14 protein-coding genes and 1 pseudogene are annotated in these 15587 nt (G+C 67.1%); 10 read left to right on the forward strand and 5 right to left on the reverse strand.

What is annotated here, in order from left to right:
- Positions 1-66 precede the first annotated feature (66 nt).
- From ACFQBT_RS06870 to ACFQBT_RS06890, 5 genes are all read left to right on the forward strand, one after another.
- Entirely contained in the window at positions 67-399 is a 333-nt protein-coding gene (locus ACFQBT_RS06870; RefSeq protein WP_377821421.1) for a hypothetical protein, read from the forward strand.
- Positions 396-1070: a hypothetical protein gene (locus ACFQBT_RS06875; RefSeq protein ID WP_377821423.1), complete on the forward strand. Its 675-nt coding sequence runs from the start codon at positions 396-398 to the stop codon at positions 1068-1070. Before ACFQBT_RS06870 ends, ACFQBT_RS06875 begins: the two co-directional genes overlap by 4 nt.
- Positions 1067-2419, forward strand: coding sequence for a PIG-L family deacetylase (locus ACFQBT_RS06880; RefSeq protein WP_377821425.1), 1353 nt, complete (start codon positions 1067-1069; stop codon positions 2417-2419). Before ACFQBT_RS06875 ends, ACFQBT_RS06880 begins: the two co-directional genes overlap by 4 nt.
- Positions 2416-2964 carry a glycosyltransferase family 2 protein gene (locus ACFQBT_RS06885; RefSeq protein WP_377821427.1) on the forward strand — a complete coding sequence of 183 codons (549 nt, stop codon included), beginning with the start codon at positions 2416-2418 and terminating at the stop codon, positions 2962-2964. The genes ACFQBT_RS06880 and ACFQBT_RS06885 overlap by 4 nt, the downstream gene beginning before the upstream one ends.
- Before the next feature lie 174 nt (positions 2965-3138).
- Positions 3139-5340 (forward strand): catalase, encoded by a 2202-nt coding sequence (locus ACFQBT_RS06890; RefSeq protein ID WP_377821429.1) that lies wholly within the window; start codon positions 3139-3141, stop codon positions 5338-5340.
- A 35-nt stretch (positions 5341-5375) separates the two neighbouring features.
- On the opposite strand, the gene ACFQBT_RS06895 is transcribed toward ACFQBT_RS06890, so the two are convergent.
- Complete coding sequence (locus tag ACFQBT_RS06895) at positions 5376-6428, reverse strand: alcohol dehydrogenase catalytic domain-containing protein (RefSeq protein ID WP_377821431.1); 1053 nt, start codon at positions 6426-6428, stop codon at positions 5376-5378.
- Between the two features lie 124 nt (positions 6429-6552).
- On the opposite strand from ACFQBT_RS06895, the gene ACFQBT_RS06900 reads away from it, so the two are divergent.
- Entirely contained in the window at positions 6553-7071 is a 519-nt protein-coding gene (locus tag ACFQBT_RS06900; RefSeq protein ID WP_377821433.1) for a hypothetical protein, read from the forward strand.
- 185 nt (positions 7072-7256) lie between these two features.
- Here the strand turns inward: ACFQBT_RS06900 and ACFQBT_RS06905 are convergent, their stop codons facing one another.
- Positions 7257-7394, reverse strand: a complete 138-nt coding sequence (locus tag ACFQBT_RS06905) for a hypothetical protein (protein WP_377821435.1) — start codon at positions 7392-7394, stop codon at positions 7257-7259.
- 531 nt (positions 7395-7925) lie between these two features.
- Between ACFQBT_RS06905 and ACFQBT_RS06910 the strand changes: the two genes are divergently transcribed.
- Together ACFQBT_RS06910 and ACFQBT_RS06915 are read left to right on the forward strand one after the other, a co-directional pair.
- On the forward strand, positions 7926-8489 hold the full coding sequence (locus ACFQBT_RS06910; RefSeq protein ID WP_377821437.1) for an HhH-GPD-type base excision DNA repair protein: 564 nt from the start codon (positions 7926-7928) through the stop codon (positions 8487-8489).
- 158 nt (positions 8490-8647) lie between these two features.
- Entirely contained in the window at positions 8648-9427 is a 780-nt protein-coding gene (locus ACFQBT_RS06915) for a S1 family peptidase (protein WP_377821439.1), read from the forward strand.
- Between the two features lie 58 nt (positions 9428-9485).
- Here the strand turns inward: ACFQBT_RS06915 and ACFQBT_RS06920 are convergent, their stop codons facing one another.
- On the reverse strand, positions 9486-9905 hold the full coding sequence (locus ACFQBT_RS06920) for a VOC family protein (protein WP_377821441.1): 420 nt from the start codon (positions 9903-9905) through the stop codon (positions 9486-9488).
- A gap of 424 nt (positions 9906-10329) precedes the next feature.
- Here ACFQBT_RS06920 and ACFQBT_RS06925 point away from each other — a divergent pair, with 424 nt between their 5' ends.
- A complete protein-coding gene (locus ACFQBT_RS06925; protein WP_377821443.1) occupies positions 10330-10860 on the forward strand; it encodes a DinB family protein in 531 nt (176 codons plus the stop codon).
- Here the strand turns inward: ACFQBT_RS06925 and ACFQBT_RS06930 are convergent.
- Positions 10846-11775, reverse strand: coding sequence for a sucrase ferredoxin (locus ACFQBT_RS06930; protein ID WP_377821445.1), 930 nt, complete (start codon positions 11773-11775; stop codon positions 10846-10848). The two genes, ACFQBT_RS06925 and ACFQBT_RS06930, sit on opposite strands and share 15 nt — an antisense overlap.
- Positions 11772-14242 (reverse strand): annotated as a pseudogene (locus ACFQBT_RS06935) (DNA gyrase/topoisomerase IV subunit A). The gene ACFQBT_RS06930 and the pseudogene ACFQBT_RS06935 overlap by 4 nt, the downstream one beginning before the upstream one ends.
- 207 nt (positions 14243-14449) lie before the next feature.
- Here ACFQBT_RS06935 and ACFQBT_RS06940 point away from each other — a divergent pair.
- The gene (locus ACFQBT_RS06940; protein WP_377821447.1) at positions 14450-15448 is read left to right on the forward strand and encodes an NUDIX hydrolase; all 999 of its coding nucleotides are present in this window, start codon (positions 14450-14452) and stop codon (positions 15446-15448) included.
- Positions 15449-15587: the final 139 nt, after the last annotated feature.

Raw genomic sequence — 15587 nt, forward strand, 5'->3', positions numbered from 1 at the left:
GCGGGGTGATGTCCCTTAGGGGGCGCGGCGCCTCGAGGACCGGGCGTGCACTGCCATGCTCGCCAGGTGACGCAACAGATAGGAGCTCTCCAGGAAGCCGAACAGCCGAACACTTTCGGCTTCGAACCGAGCGTGCCCGTGGCCCGGCCCATCGTCCCCTGGGCGCTGCGTCTCGCGCGGGAAGTGTCACTGCCTCTCCCCGGCGGCGGGGACACCCTGGGCCTGTGGGACGCGCTCAGCCGTGTCGCGGCCTACGACCTGACCGCCGCCCGTGCCCTGGAACCGCACGTCGATGCCCTGTCGATCCTCGACCAGGCCGGCCTTTCACCGGCCGACGTCGGGGCATCGGAACACAGCACCTGGGGGTCTACGCCGCGGAGGGACCCGCGGGTCGATTGAGCGCCTACCCCGACAATGGCGGATGGGTCGTCGACGGCATCAAGCCGTGGTGCTCGCTGGCCGGCCAGATCTCACATGCGCTGGTGACTGCCTGGGTCGACGACTCCACTCGTCGCTTGTTCGCCGTCTCGCTGTCCGAAACACAGGTGCTCGACGTCCCGTGGGTTTCTCGTGGACTCACCGAAATCGTCTCTGCGCCAGTGCGTTTCGAGCAGGTTCGGGCTTACCCGATCGGTGAGGATGGATGGTATCTGCGGCGTCCGGGCTTCTGGTGGGGCGCGATCGGGGTCGCAGCCTGCTGGTACGGCGGGGCGGCGGGCGTCGCACAGCGTCTTCGCCCCCGGGGCGGACGGGATCCGGATCAGATCGCGCTGCTGCATCTCGGCGGGGCCGACGCCGCCCTGTACGCGGCCGGCTGCAGTCTGCGGGAGGCGGCGGCGATCGTCGACGACGGCTCAGCGCGGGATCGCGACGAGGTAACAGCACGCCGGGTGCGCGCGATCGTGCGGGCCGTCTGCGACGACGTCCTGGGCCGGGTCGCCCGGGCCACCGGGCCGGCACCGCTGACGTTCGAAGAGGAGCACGCCCGGCGGGTGGCAGACCTGTCGGTCTACATCTGCCAGGACCACGCTGAACGCGACCTCGCAGCGCTCGGCGCGGCGCTGGCATGAGCGCCCCGCTCTTCGATCACCGCGACACCGGGCGCTCCGAGGCCGTCTGGTCGGACGCGCCCGGCTGGGCACTGACGCGCCCTGTTGCACTCACCGCCGGTCACGGGGTGCGCGCGGTGGTCGTCGTAGCGGCCCACCCTGACGATGAAACCCTCGGTGCGGGCGGGGCCATGGCCAGTGCGTACGCCGCGGGGATCCCCGTCGTGGTCCTCCTTGCCACCGACGGCGAAGCTTCGCATCCCGCGTCGCCGACACACTCACCCGAACGTTTGGTGCGGTTGCGCGTTGCAGAGGTACGTCGCGCGCTCGACCGTGTCGCACCGAGCGCCGAGCTGCGACGCCTGCAGTTACCCGACGGTGAACTCGCCCGACACGAGGACGAACTCAACACGGCTCTGGAGCAACTCGTCGACCCACTCGGGGCCGGGTGCGTGCTGCTCGCGCCCTGGCGGGCCGACGGGCACCCGGACCACGAGGCCGCCGGGCGGGTGGCCGCACGGTGCGCCGAACGCACCGGCGCGGTGTTGGGCGAGTACCCGGTGTGGGCCTGGCATTGGGCCGAGGACACCGACCTGCCGTGGGAGCAGGTGCGCACGCTGAGCCTGGACGTGACCGCGCGCCTGGCCAAGCGGGCGGCTCTCGGCGAACATCACACACAGGTCGAACCGTTGTCGGATCTGCCCGGTGACGAGGTGCTGCTCACCCCCGCGATGCTCGCGCATTTCGAGCGGCCCTTCGAGACGTTCGTCGACAGTGGCGACACCTGGCGGGAGTCCGTATTCGAACGGCTGCATCGCGTCGCCGCGGACCCCTGGTCGGTCACCAGCAGTCGTTTCGAGGCCGACAAGCGGGCTCGCACGCTGGCCGTGTTGCCGTCCGGTCGGTTCCGACGGGCCTTCGAGCCGGGCTGCTCGGTAGGCGAACTGACCGCCGCACTGGCGGATCGGTGCGATGAGGTGTTGGCGGTCGACGTCAGCGCGACAGCGGTCCGGGCCGCCCGTGAGCGCACTCGCGCGATGCCCACTGTCCGCATCGAGCAACGCATGGTGCCGCAGTGGTGGCCCACCGGCCGGTTCGACCTCGTGGTGCTGTCGGAGATCTGTTACTTCTTGCAGCCGGATGCGCTGAGGCACCTGTTGATTCGTGTCCGGGAGAGCCTCTGCGAGGGTGGTTGGGTCGTCGTATGCGACTGGCGGCACCCGATTGACGGCTGGGCGTTGGATGCTGCGGCTGTCCATCAGGCGGCGCGGGACCTGCTCGATCTGCCGGTCGCGATCAGCGATGCCGACGACGACGTGCTGCTCGAGGTTTTCGGGCCGGCTGCGGATCCGGCCGGGAGCGGCCGATGACGACCATCGGAGTCATCGTTCCAGCCAAGGACGAGGCACGCTTGCTATCACGGTGCCTGACGGCCCTGGCCGAAGCGAGAGTGCGATTGCGCCTGGTGGACCCGTCCGTGGTGGTGCACGTCCTGGTCGTCCTGGATTCCTGTCGAGACGACAGCGCTGAGATCGTCGCGGCCCACCCTTCGGTGAACGCCCTTGCGGTGCAGGCATCGTGCGTCGGTGTAGCCCGGCAATGCGGGCTGCGGCATCTGCTCGACGTCGTGCCCGGGGCCGACTGGTTTGCCAACACCGATGCCGATTCAGCCGTGCCGCCGGACTGGTTGATGACACAGCTGGCCGCAGCGCGGGACGGGACCGACCTGCTGCTGGGCAGCGTGCGACCTGCCCCGGAAGATCTGACGGAGGTCGAACTGGCCGGGTGGCGGGCTCGCCACGATCTGGGTGATGGGCATCAGCACGTGTTCGGCGCCAACCTGGGGTTCAACCGCCGCACGCTCGCTCGCACCGGGGATTCCGGCCGTTGCCGGTTCACGAGGACGTCGATCTGACCCGTCGGGCCCGGGCGGCAGGACTCGTTGTGCAGGCCACCGGCGCCAGCCCGGTGGTCACGTCCGCTCGCCGGGCAGGTCGCACCCCGAGTGGCTTCGCGGCGTACGTCGCGCGCGAACTCATCAGTGACGCATGACCATTCGGTCGTCGTCAGCATCGAGAGAGGGATCATCATGGCAACTCGCAAGAAGAACGACCGACCATTGGCACCGGGCGCCCCGGCTTCGGAACGACCCGCGCTGAGCGAGCCTGCTCGACCGCGCGGTCCTCTTCCGCCCAAGCCTGATCAAGCCGGTCCGGACACCGTCACTGCGACCGGAGTGCCGACCGGTGTCGCACCGGAGGCCGTCGCCCAGCAGGGGAAGTACCTGACGACAGCTCACGGCACGCGGCTGCGCGACAGTGACCACTCACTGCGCGCCGGGGCTCGTGGCCCGGCGCTGCTGCAGGACCACCATTTGCGCGAGAAGGTCAGCCACTTCGATCATGAGCGGATCCCCGAACGAGTCGTCCACGCCCGGGGAGCCGCAGCCCACGGAACCTTCGTCGCCAACGGGGCGGCTCGCAACATCTGCGCAGCGCGATTCCTTCGCAGGGGAGCATCGACACCGGTCTTCGTGCGCTTCTCCACCGTGCTGGGCTCGCGAGGCTCAGCTGACTTGGCTAGGGACACAAGAGGATTCGCGACACGCTTCTATACCGACGAGGGCAACTACGACCTGGTCGGCAACAACATTCCCGTCTTCTTCATCCAGGACGGCATCAAGTTCCCCGATGTGATCCACGCGGGCAAGCCGCACCCGGACCGGGAGATCCCGCAGGCACAGAGTGCGCACGACACCTTCTGGGATTTCGTGTCGCTGCACACCGAGGCCCAGGCGCACACGATCTGGAACATGTCCGATCGGGGACTGCCGCGGTCCTTCCGCACGATGGAGGGCTTCGGCGTCCACACGTTCCGGCTGGCCAACGCCAAGGGTGATACCAGTCTCGTCAAGTTCCATTGGAAGCCGCGGCTGGGAGTGCACTCCGTGACGTGGGAAGAAGCGCAGCTCGCCAGCGGTGCCGATCCGGACTACCACCGGCGGGATCTGGCCGATGCCATCGAGGCCGGCGCCTACCCTCAGTGGGATCTCGGCGTGCAGGTGATGCCGGACGACCAGGACGGCTACTACGAGGGCATCGACCTGCTGGATCCCACCAAGTTCGTACCCGAAGAACAGGTGCCGGTGCAGGTGATCGGCACCATGACGCTCGATCGCAACCCGACCAACTACTTCGCTGAGACCGAACAGGTCGCGTTCAACCCGGCGAACCTGGTGCCTGGAATCGACGTCACCAACGACCCGCTGCTCCAGGCCCGACTCTTCTCCTACCTGGACACGCAACTGACCCGGCTCGGCGGACCTAACTGGAACCAGTTGCCGATCAACCGGGCGCACGTGCCGATCAACGACATGTTGCGCGACGGCTTCCACCAGAGTGCAGTGCACGGCGGGGTGGCGCCCTACCGGCCCAACTCTCTTGACGGGGGTTGCCCGTTCACCGCCGGCGCAAAGGATGGGGCGTTCATCGAGGTGCCGGAGACGGTCGCGGAGTCGGTCAAGGAGCGGCGGGCACCCACGAGCTTCGACGACCACTTCTCGCAGGTGTCGTTGTTCTACCGCTCGATGACTCCGGTCGAGCAGGACCACATCGTCGCGGCGTACTCCTTCGAGCTGGCCAAGTGTTTCGAGGAGCCGATCCGAGTCCGGCAGTTGGCGGCGCTGGCCAACGTCGACGCTGGGCTGTGCGCCCGGGTCGCACAGAGTCTGGGGTTGGACGCTCCGGAAGCGACGGTGCCACCGGCCGATCAGGAAGTCAGCCCGGCACTGTCCCAGGTCGGTGGCAGGTGGCCGCTCGACGGACGTCAGGTGGGCGTGGTGATCGGCGAGGACAGTCCGGCCAAGGACGTATCTACGGTGCTGGCAGCGTTCGACAACGCCGGGGTCACCCCTCTTGTGGTTGCTGCTCACGGTGGAACCGTCGCGCAGACGACGGTGCAGCGGACCTTCGCCACCGCTGCGTCGATCGAGTTCGACGCGTTGGTCGTCGTCGGCGCTCCCGGTCCGGCACCTGACGCCCAGCCGAGCGTGGACGCGAAGGCCGGCGCGGCACCCGCGGCACCGGTTGATCCGCGCGTCGTGAAACTACTGCAGGAGACGTGGCGGCACTGCAAGGCCATCGCGGCAGTGGGGGACCCGACGGCGCTGGAAGTGGCTGGTGTGTCGACTGATGCGCCCGGCGTCAGCGTCGGCACTGCGGATGAGGTCACGGACGGCGTTCTGGCGGGGTTGGCGATGCACCGGGCGTGGGAGCGGTTCCCGGCGGGTTGAAACTGAACGGGAAGGCGGCGCGTGAGGTGGCCGCCTCACCGGCGTGGGTCGATGATCGTCGTACCCGCGCCGGCCGTCGCGGCCATGGCGGGCAAGGCTGAGGCCGCCTCGGCGAGGCCGATCGTGCCCGCGATGAGCGCGGCCGGATCGAGCGTGCCGGCGGCGACCATCTGCAGCATCGGCGGATAATCGGCCGCGGCCATCCCGTGACTGCCCAGCACGTCCAGTTCCCACGCGATGACCCGCGCCATCGGCAGAGGGCTGGTGCCGTCGTCGCTGGGCAGCAACCCCACCTGCACGTGCCGACCACGGCGGCGCAGACCGAGTACGGCGGTCGCGGCCGTGACTGGCGACCCCACCGCGTCGACGGACACGTGGCTGCCTCCGGCGGTCAGGTCGTGGATCCTGGCCGCGATATCAGTTGGAGTGTCGGCGGCATCGGTCTGGATGACAGCGTCGGCCCCAAGACCGGTCGCGGTGGCGAGCGGGGCGGGGGAGCGGTCCACGGCCACAACCCGCCCACCGAGTGCTTTCGCGATCATGACGAGGGACAGGCCGACGCCTCCGGCGCCCACCACGGTGACCCACTCGTGCGGGTGCAGGCGGGCTCGGGCGGTCAAAGCCCGGTAGGCGGTCGCGAAGCGGCAACCGAGGAGCGCTGCCGCCTCGAAGCCGACGTTTTCCGGGATCGCGATCAGGTTGGTGTCGGCGGCATGGATGACGACCTGCTCGGCGAACGACCCGGCGTGGGTGAATCCCGGTTGCTGCTGGCGCGGGCAGACCTGGGCGTTGCCCGACCGGCACCATTCGCAGTCGCCGCAACCCTCGACGAACGGAGAGGTGACACGGTCGCCGACGTGCCACCGTGAGACGCCGTCGCCGACTGCGCTGACGACGCCGGCGAACTCGTGGCCGGGCACATGCGGCAGGACGACGTCATCGTCGTGTCCGGACCATGCGTGCCAGTCGCTGCGGCACAAACCGGTAGCCACCACGTCGATGAGCACCGCGCCCGCCGGTACGTCTGGAGTAGCGAGTTCCTTGATCGCCAGAGGCCCGCGGAACTCTTCCATCACCAGCGCACGCATTCGCTACCTCCCGCTCCGGCTGTCCGTGCGGCGCCAGTGTCTCAGAGTGGTGCGTCCACATCCGACGCCGTCCAGGAGCGTGCTGCGACGGACGGTGGCAGCAGTGTCGGCACAATGAACGCTTGTGGGGAACAGCGAGCGACTCGACGTACGTCCGATCGGCGATCACGAATGGGAGCTGATCAGATGGTTGTGGCAGGCCTATCGCGCAGACATGGCCGGGATCGTCGGAGCACTCCCGTACTCCGATGGCCGCTACCAGGCCAGAAAGGTGGACCGGTTGCCTCACCCGGACACGGCCGTGTACCTGGTGTGGCGTCCCCACCCCAACACCGGGGAGGACTCTCCTGTCGCGTTTGCGCTGGTGGAGGGATTCGACACCGAGGTCAGGTCCATCGGTGCGTTCTGGGTGGCACCCGCCGCACGCCGCGATCGAGTCGGGAAACGTTTTGCGCTGAATGTGATTGGTCGATACCCGGGACAGTGGACGATTACCTTCCAGCACGAAAACATCGTCGCAGCGGAGTTCTGGCGACAGGTCGCCAACGCGGCCTTCGGGCCGGAGCGTTGGTTCGAGGAACGGCGACCCGTCCCGGGCCGTCCCGGGATCCCACCGGACCACTGGATCCGCACAGTGTCGTAGCGGTACTCGGCCGCTACCAGGATCGACGTGAAGCGTATCGAACAGCAGTCAACCGCGTTCTTGCGCAGGACAATATGGCTTTGCAGGTCGCCCAGGTGCCCGTCTTCATTGACGCAGCGGCTGCGTCGGCGTTCGCGCCACCTCGGCCGCGGCGCCGGAGTACTCGGTGTTAGTGCGCGTACTGTTCACTGCAACCAGCCGCTGATCGTGTCGTGCGCGCCGGACACCAGCATGATGGCGAAGTACACCACCACCGGAATACTGGTGATTGCGGCAACGGCCAACATGACCAGGCGTCCTTTCGCGGCGGTCGCAGTACTCATCATCGGCACGCAAGCGGACACATCGACGTCGGGAACGGGCTGTGACGTCCTGGACAGTGCCTGTCGGTGCGATCCCGGGGAGGGGCGATCGCGCGCGGGTCGGGCTGAACGGTCAGGCTGCTCGTGCCCAGGTGGGGAAGATCGTCGAACGGGTTGCGCCGCGGTAGCGCGCCATCGCCCACGGCAGCGATGTCCGCAGCGCCCGAGGCTCCCTGTCGTCTGCTCATACCGGAACATAACGCCCGGCGGGTTGTCATTGCTAGAGCTTCCCTGCTCATCCGATAGCATTGGATCCTGGTCGACCAGCCTGCTCGTTCCGTCTCAGGTGCTGTCGCAGGTCAACGAGGCGCCCCGCTGTGACGTGTCTGGTGCGACCGTCCGGTGGCGAGCAGCAGAGAGCAGCAGAAATGCGCCAGACGTGAGGAGCCGCAGTGCCTGCGCTACCGGTACAACGAATGCTCCCGCTACCAGCGACCGGCCCGACGTCAGCGATGCTCGAGGGATCGTTGACCAAGTCCTAGGCTGATCGATATGGCTTTGCAGATTGCCCAGGACCCGGCCGCCGACGAAGTGCTGTCAAGCGATCCCTTCGGACTCCTGGTGGGCATGCTGCTGGACCAGCAGTTCCCCATGGAGCGGGCGTTCGGGGGGCCGTTCAAGATCAAGCAGCGCTTCGGCACATTGTCACCGGAGAAGATCGCCGCGGCCGATCCCGACGCATTTGCCGATCTGTGTGCGACCCCGCCGTCAATCCACCGGTACGGGCGTTCGATGGCCGGCCGGGTGCAGCAGCTGGCCGTGGTGGTGCGAGATGAATACGGCGGCGATGCGGCCTCGATCTGGACCACGGCGTCTTCGGCGGCGGAGCTGTTGAAGCGGCTCAAGGCACTTCCTGGGTTCGGCGATCAGAAAGCCCGCATCTTCGCTGCACTGCTGGGCAAGCAGCTGGGTGTGCAACCTGACGGTTGGCGCGAAGTCATCGGCCCGTACGCCGAGCCCGGCAGTTTCCGTTCGGTCGCTGACGTCGTTGACGAGGCGTCGCTGCAGAAGGTGCGGGAGTTCAAGAAGGCTGCGAAAGCAGCGACCAAGGGCTGAGGCTTACCAACGACGGAAAGGTCTGCGGGCCGCCAATAGGTGCATAGGTCCCTGTCAACCTTTGGTCAAGAACATTGCTTTCCGATGTGTGGCGCGGATAGCAAGGGAGGCACCCCTTGTTACGCAACGCGATACGGAGCGATCTGACGATGAAGACCATGCCGAAAACAGCCCTGACCCTCCTCGCGGCAGCGACCCTGTCCAGCGGAGTCATGGCATCGGCCCACGCTGCACCAACCCAGACGACAGCACCGGGCGGCCGGGTTCTGCAGATCCACCAGGCTGCGAGCAAGAGCGCCGCCGCGCAGGTGACGCCAAAGATCATCGGCGGCACGAGCACCACCTCGCCGTACATCGTCCAATTGGTGTTCGGGCAGTCAGACGGGACGTACGGCTGTACCGGAGAAGCCATCTCGGCGACCTGGGTTCTGACCGCTCAGCATTGCATCGACGGCACGCAGTGGATGGACGTCTACTACAGCAACAGCACCAGCAACCCCGGCACCCCGGTGGCGGCCGACGCGGTCTACGGGTCGTCGTACGGCGATGTGGCCCTGGTGCACCTGTCGGCGTCCAAGTCGATCTCCACCTATGGCTCGCTCGCCTCGTCGTACACGGCGAAGTCCGGCGACACCGGGACGATCTACGGCTACGGGCTGCGCGCCAACCAGCAGCAAAGCACCGGCCTCTACAAGGCGACAGTCAACGTGCTCGGGTCGAGCACGGATGCCTACAACGGTCGGGCAGTCCACGTGCAAGGTGTCAACGGCGCGAGCAACCACGGTGACTCCGGTGGTCCGTTGATCGTGGGCGGCAAGATCGTCGGCGTCTGCTCGACCGGTGACCAGGCTGACCCCGGTTCGAACGTCAACGCCACCTCGAACTACGCGAACCTGACTGCTAGCCGGTCCTGGATCAAGTCGACCTCTGGAGTCTGATCGACCGCACCGCAAACGACACCGTGAATCGGCCAACACCCCTGCGGTGTTGGTCGATTCACGTGTTGTTAGACGACGGCTCGCCGAAATCGACCATCCAGCGAACCCCGAACTCATCGGTCAGTTCGCCGTAGTAGTCGCCCCAGGGCGCCTGTTTCAGCGGTAGTTCGATGGTGCCGTTCTCCGCCAGAGCATCCCACCAGCCGCGCACGACGTGCGGCTCGTCGCCGGTGATCGCCACGACGCCGTTGGGTGGCAAGTCGACGGAGCTGGGTACGTCCGCGCCCATCAGAGTCGGACCGGCTGCGGTCCGCAAGAAACCGTGCATCACCCAGTCCTTCTCGGCGTCGTCCACGGGCATGTCGAACATCGAGAACGGCGCCAGGTCGAGCTCGCCGCCGAAGATGGCGTGGTATTTCGTCATGGCTTCACGTGCGTTGCCACGGAAGCTCAGGTATGGGTTGAGACGGGTGGTCATGGTGACTCCTCAGGGACCGGGCGGTTCCTTCGAGACTAGCCGCCCACCCCGGCGAGGTCCGGTGCTCCAGCCAGCACTCAGCCTGGCCAATGAGCGACATCATTCGTGCACCGCAGAGGTTTCCTGATCACGACCGCGCTGACGGTGCTGGGCCTGGCGGGTTGCTCGTCGCAGACCGCGAAGCCAGCCCCGCCCGCCTTGTCAAACAGTGGTACGCCCGCGCCTGCGAAGCGGCAGTTCGGTGCTCCGAGCGGAATCGTAAAAGCTCTTGTGCCCCATGGCACCGTCTACGCGCCGCAGGCAGCGGTCACAATCTCGCGCCCGTGGTCGAGGCCGGCCGGGTGGTCATGGCTCCTCCTGTGATGGGGTGCTCCGACCGTAAACGCGTAGTCCGAGAACCTGCCAGTGCGAGAGGCTGTCGGGTATGACCGATCCGCGCACCGCTCCGCCGCTGCAGGGCACTGAGATCAACACCCTGCTGGGCTTCCTGCAATACCACCGAGACACCTTGCTCATGAAGGTCGATGGGTTGGAGCAAGTGCAGTTGAACACGCGATTCGCCCCGTCAGAGATGACGCTTGGCGGCCTGATGAAGCACGTTGCGTTCGTTGAAGACTATTGGTTTCAGGACATCCTGCTTGGCGCACAGATGCCGGAGCCGTGGGCGTCGGCGGACTGGGAGGCGGACCGGGACTGGGATTGGCACAGTGCCACCAGTGACAGCCCGATGCAGTTGCGGATGTTCGTGCTGCGGGCGCGGGAGCGGTCGGATCGCGCCATCGCGGCATGTATGCGGGCTGAGCGTCTGGACACGCTTTCGCAGCGCGCGGACCGGCGCACGGGTCAGCCGTTCACCCTGCGGTGGATCATGCTGCACCTGATCGAGGAGTACGCGCGGCACAACGGGCACGCGGACCTCATCCGGGAGTCCATCGACGGTTCAACCGGCGACTAACACCTCGAAGAAGGACGATGGCTTAGCCACCTTCAGGCAGGAGTCTTTGAGCTCCGGGCCAGCCATACGACGTACGTCCACCGGCCAACTCCGCCCGTCCCGATGGGTGACCTGACCGCGCCACCCGTCGCCGTCGGGCTGCAGTTCGGTGCTCAAGGCACGCAGCGACGTCTCCGAGATCGATTGGCGGACAACGGACTCCGCTGCCTGCGCCGGGGGACTGAGGACCGAACGGCCCCGGTCGTACGCCGAGTGATTGAGTTCCGCCGGAATCTCGCCGTTGCGCTCGGCCGGGATGATCGAGGCGGCAGACTCTGTGGTCAGTCGTGCATACGTCTGCCCCGACGGCAACGCGATCCCGGTGGGCGCGAAGCGGTGGCCGCCGGTATGCGAGCACTCCCACACCTGCCCCGGGAACTGCTCCTGCAACGCCAACGCGATGGGCCGGCCGCGCACGGCGCAGCAGACGTCCCGCTTGCTGTTGGTGCAGATCAGCAGCGCCGGGTCACGGGTCTCGTCGAAGGTGTCGAGCACTTCGGTGACGGCATCGGGGTCGTCGCCGGCCAGCAGCGGCCACGGCGTCCGAAGCAACTGAGACGGGTCGTCAACTGACCCGACGATCAACCACGGGTCCGTCGCCAAGCCGCCGGCGATCAACACGGTCGGCTCGGCAGTGCCGGCGTCGACATGGCGACCGGGACGGCGGATCAGCAGCAGCCGGCCGCCGTGGTCCGAACATGCCTGCGCCAGAGCCGATCCCACCCCTGGATCGAGGTGTGATTCAGTGATGGCCTCGCGACCCCACGGACCGTTCTGCTCCAGGGCCACCCAGAACGCAGCCCGGGATGCGGTGCCCAGAGCGGGCAGGCCGGCGTCGTCCCATTGTGCTGAGCAGGAGTCCGCGGCGAAGCTCACTCGTCCTCCGCTGGCGCAGACACGCCGGGCAGAACGGTCGACGACAACGCTGCGATCGGTGCCGCCGCAGGAGTTCCGCTGCCGTCGCGGCGGCCCGGTTCGGTCGGCAGGGCGACCTGCGTCCCGGACGACGCTGCTGCACGCACGGGCGGTGCTCCGACGTAGGCCAGGATGAGTTCGTCCTCTCCACGCAGGAACCGGTGCGCACGGACCCCGCCGGTCGCCCGACCCTTGCCGGGATACTCCGCAAACGGGGTGACCTTGACCGAGCCGGTTTCGGTCCCGGGAAGGGCGCCGGACGACCCGGCGATCGTGACAACCGTCGCCTCGTCGTTCACGGCGCCGAAGAAGACCACCCGCTGCCCGGCGGCCAGTTTGATGCCGGCCATGCCACCGCCGGCACGGCCCTGCGGCCGCACGGCAGCGGCCGAGAAGTGCAGCAGAGAGGCGTCACTACTGATGAACACGAGTTCCTCTGTGCCCGTAGTCAATTCAACGGCACCAACGACCTCGTCACCTTCTTTGAGAGTGATGACCTCGAAGGAATCCTTGGCCGGGTAGTCCGGATTCACGCGCTTGACGACGCCGTCCTTGGTGCCGAGGGCCAGGCCGGGGAGTCGGCTTGCACCGAACACAGGGTGAGGATCCGTTCGCCCTTCGCCAGGTCGACGTACGCACCGATCGGCGCGCCACCGGCCAGCGCCGGCGGGTCGTTGGTCGGGACCAGCGTCGGCAACTCCAACGCCGACAGCCGCACGACACGACCCGCGGAGGTGACGGCGCCGAACTCGCCACGCACCGTCGTACGCACAGCGCCGGTGATCACGTCGTGTTTTCGTCGGCTTCCTTCCGTGGCGAGCGGGTCCACGTTGGTCGTGCGGGCCAGCAGACCGGTGGAGGACAGCAACACGAAGCACGGGTCGTCCGCGACCTCCAGGGGAGTGTCGATCGCCGCGGGCGTGCCAGCCGACTCCAGCAGGATCGTGCGGCGCGGCGTGCCGTGCGCCTTGGCCACATCGGCCAGCTCGCCGGAAACCAATGCCTTCAAACGGTTTTCGTCACCCAGGATGGCCTCGAGCTCCTCGATCTCGCGGCGCAGCTCCTCGGCTTCCTTCTCCAGCTCGATGCGGGAGAACTTGGTGAGGCGGCGCAGCTGCAGGTCGAGGATGTAGTTGGCCTGCACCTCGGTCAGGTCGAACACGTCGATCAGCCGAGTGCGCGCCGTACCCACATCGTCGCTGGTCCGGATCACCTGGATGACCTCGTCGATATCGACCAAGGCCAGCAGCAAGCCGTCGACCAGGTGCAGCCGGTCCTTACGCTTGTCGAGGCGGAACTGGGTGCGGCGGCGCACCACGTCGATCCGGAAATCGACGTACACCTTGAGCAGGTCCTTCAGCCCGAGCGTCTGCGGCTGACCGTCCACGAGCGCAACGTTGTTGATGCCGAACGACTCCTCCATCGGCGTCAGTTTGTAGAGACTGGCGAGGACCGCTTCGGGGTTGAAACCGTTCTTGACCTCGATGACCAAGCGCAGGCCGTTGTTGCGGTCCGAAAGATCCTTGACGTCCGAAATGCCCTGCAGCTTCTTGGAACTGTGCAGGTCCTTGATCTTCTCGATGACCTTCTCCGGGCCGACGAGGTAGGGCAGCTCAGTGACCACGATGCCTTTGCGGCGGGCAGTGATGTCCTCGATGCGAGCGGTGGCCCGGGTGCGGAAGGTGCCGCGACCGGTGAGGTAGGCATCGCGGATGCCCTCCAGCCCGACGATCTGACCGCCCATGGGCAGGTCCGGACCGGGGACGAAGCGCATCAGATCGTCCAGCGAGCAGTCCGGGTGTTTGATCAGGTGCCGGGCAGCGCCGATCACCTCGACCAGGTTGTGCGGCGGCATGTTGGTGGCCATCCCGACGGCGATACCGGCGGCGCCGTTGACCAGAAGGTTCGGATAGGCCGCGGGCAGGACCGCCGGCTGCATGAATTGCTCGTCGTAGTTCGGGACGAAGTCGACGGTGTTCTCATCAAGGCTCTGCGTCATCAGCAGCGCTGCGGGCGCCAGGCGGGCCTCGGTGTAGCGGCTGGCCGCCGGGCCGTCGTCCAGCGAGCCGAAGTTGCCGTGCCCGTCGATGAGCGGCAGCCGCATGGTGAACGGCTGCGCCATCCGGACCATCGTGTCGTAGATCGCGGTGTCGCCGTGCGGGTGGTACTTACCCATCACCTCGCCGATGACCCGGCTGCACTTGACGTGCGGGCGATCCGGGCGCAGGCCGAGCTCGGTCATCGCATAGAGAATCCGCCGCTGTACGGGCTTCAACCCGTCGCGGGCATCCGGTAGCGCCCGGGCGTAGATGACGCTGTAGGCGTACTCCAGGAACGCCGTCTGCATCTCGTCCTCGACGTCGATGTCGATGATGTGCTGCTGGTCGTCGGGGACGAAGCCGTCGTCGTTGTTCTTCTTGGTCGCCATCCGGGCCGGGTTCTCCTTGCGCGTGCGATGAGTCCCGCCCATCTTCCCGTACGCCGAGTGGTCGCCTGCCGAGGGACACGCACTGGCCGCCGGGCGGGGCGCAGGCGGGAAGGTTTGGTAGCAGATTGACGACCTCCGTCGCTGCGGTTGTCAATCCACTACCAGACCTCCTCCATCAGAAGCACGGGCCTATGGTTGACTGCGCGAGTGACTGCTGATCGCGCCGTCAGAGTCGGTGCGTATGCCGTGTGCGTCTGGGACAGGAAGATCCTGCTCAGCCACCAGATCAGTTCAGGGCCGGCTCGCGGCCAGTGGACATTGCCCGGCGGCGGCGTCGAATTCGGCGAGGACCCCGCCGCAGCGGCCGCGAGGGAATGCCAGGAGGAGACCGGGCTAACCCCGACCATCGGTAAGCCGATCGGTGTGCACTCCGCGGTAGCCACTGGTCCCACCACGGACCTGCACGGGATCCGACTGCTCTTCGAAGGCCGGTTCAAAGGGGATGAACGCCCCGAGCCGGTCAGCCCGGACGACGAGGAGATTGATGCGGTCGGCTGGTTCCCATGCGACGCCCTGCCAGAACCGGTCACCGCGTGGGCGCAACAGGCGGCCGAGTCCTTCGGCGCGGCTGCAGTGCACGCCGTGCCGTTCGTGCTGAACGGGCGCACCGGAGTGCTCGAGGTCGACTACGCCGTGAATGCCTCCCTGGAACGTTCGGGCTTCGACATGTTCGATCAAGCGGAATTCGACCCGAGGCTCGCCCTTGCACATCCGACGTTTGCTGCACGGGTCGCGTCGTTCGATGGACAGGGGTACCGCACAGCGAGTGCCTTCATCCAGTGGGTGGACACCGAACGGACGGTTGCCGATCGCGTCGATCGCGAGCGGGAACTCGATGTACCCGAAGTATTTCGGTCTGCGGGAGTGCCGTTCTTTGCCTCCGGATATCCCGCCGCGATGTACGACGCTCCCGCGAACAACCGCAACGGCGCGGACCGTCTCCGTTGGGAGGCGACAACCTGGTTCGTTGCCGCACCGGCGCGTTGGACCGACGGCAAGGTTCTGCCCGTCCTGGGATTCCGGTGGGGTTACCTCGACGACGGCCAACGTCTGGCCCTGCTGCCGCTGCAGGTCCTTGACGCGGATTCCTGGCAGCAGGACCGTCCCTGGCTATCGCGAGCTGCGCCGAATTTCGTGTTCGATTGACCGCCTGCCGTGTGGCGCGCAAGCGACTACGGCGAGGTCTGCCACGGATCGAGGCAGCGAACGGACAGCGAGGGTTTGGTAGCGGATTGACGACCTCCGTCGCTCCGGTTGTCAATCCGCTACCAAACCCTGGCCCCGA

The sequence above is a fragment of the Branchiibius cervicis genome (assembly GCF_042661605.1).
Taxonomy (GTDB): domain Bacteria; phylum Actinomycetota; class Actinomycetes; order Actinomycetales; family Dermatophilaceae; genus Branchiibius; species Branchiibius cervicis.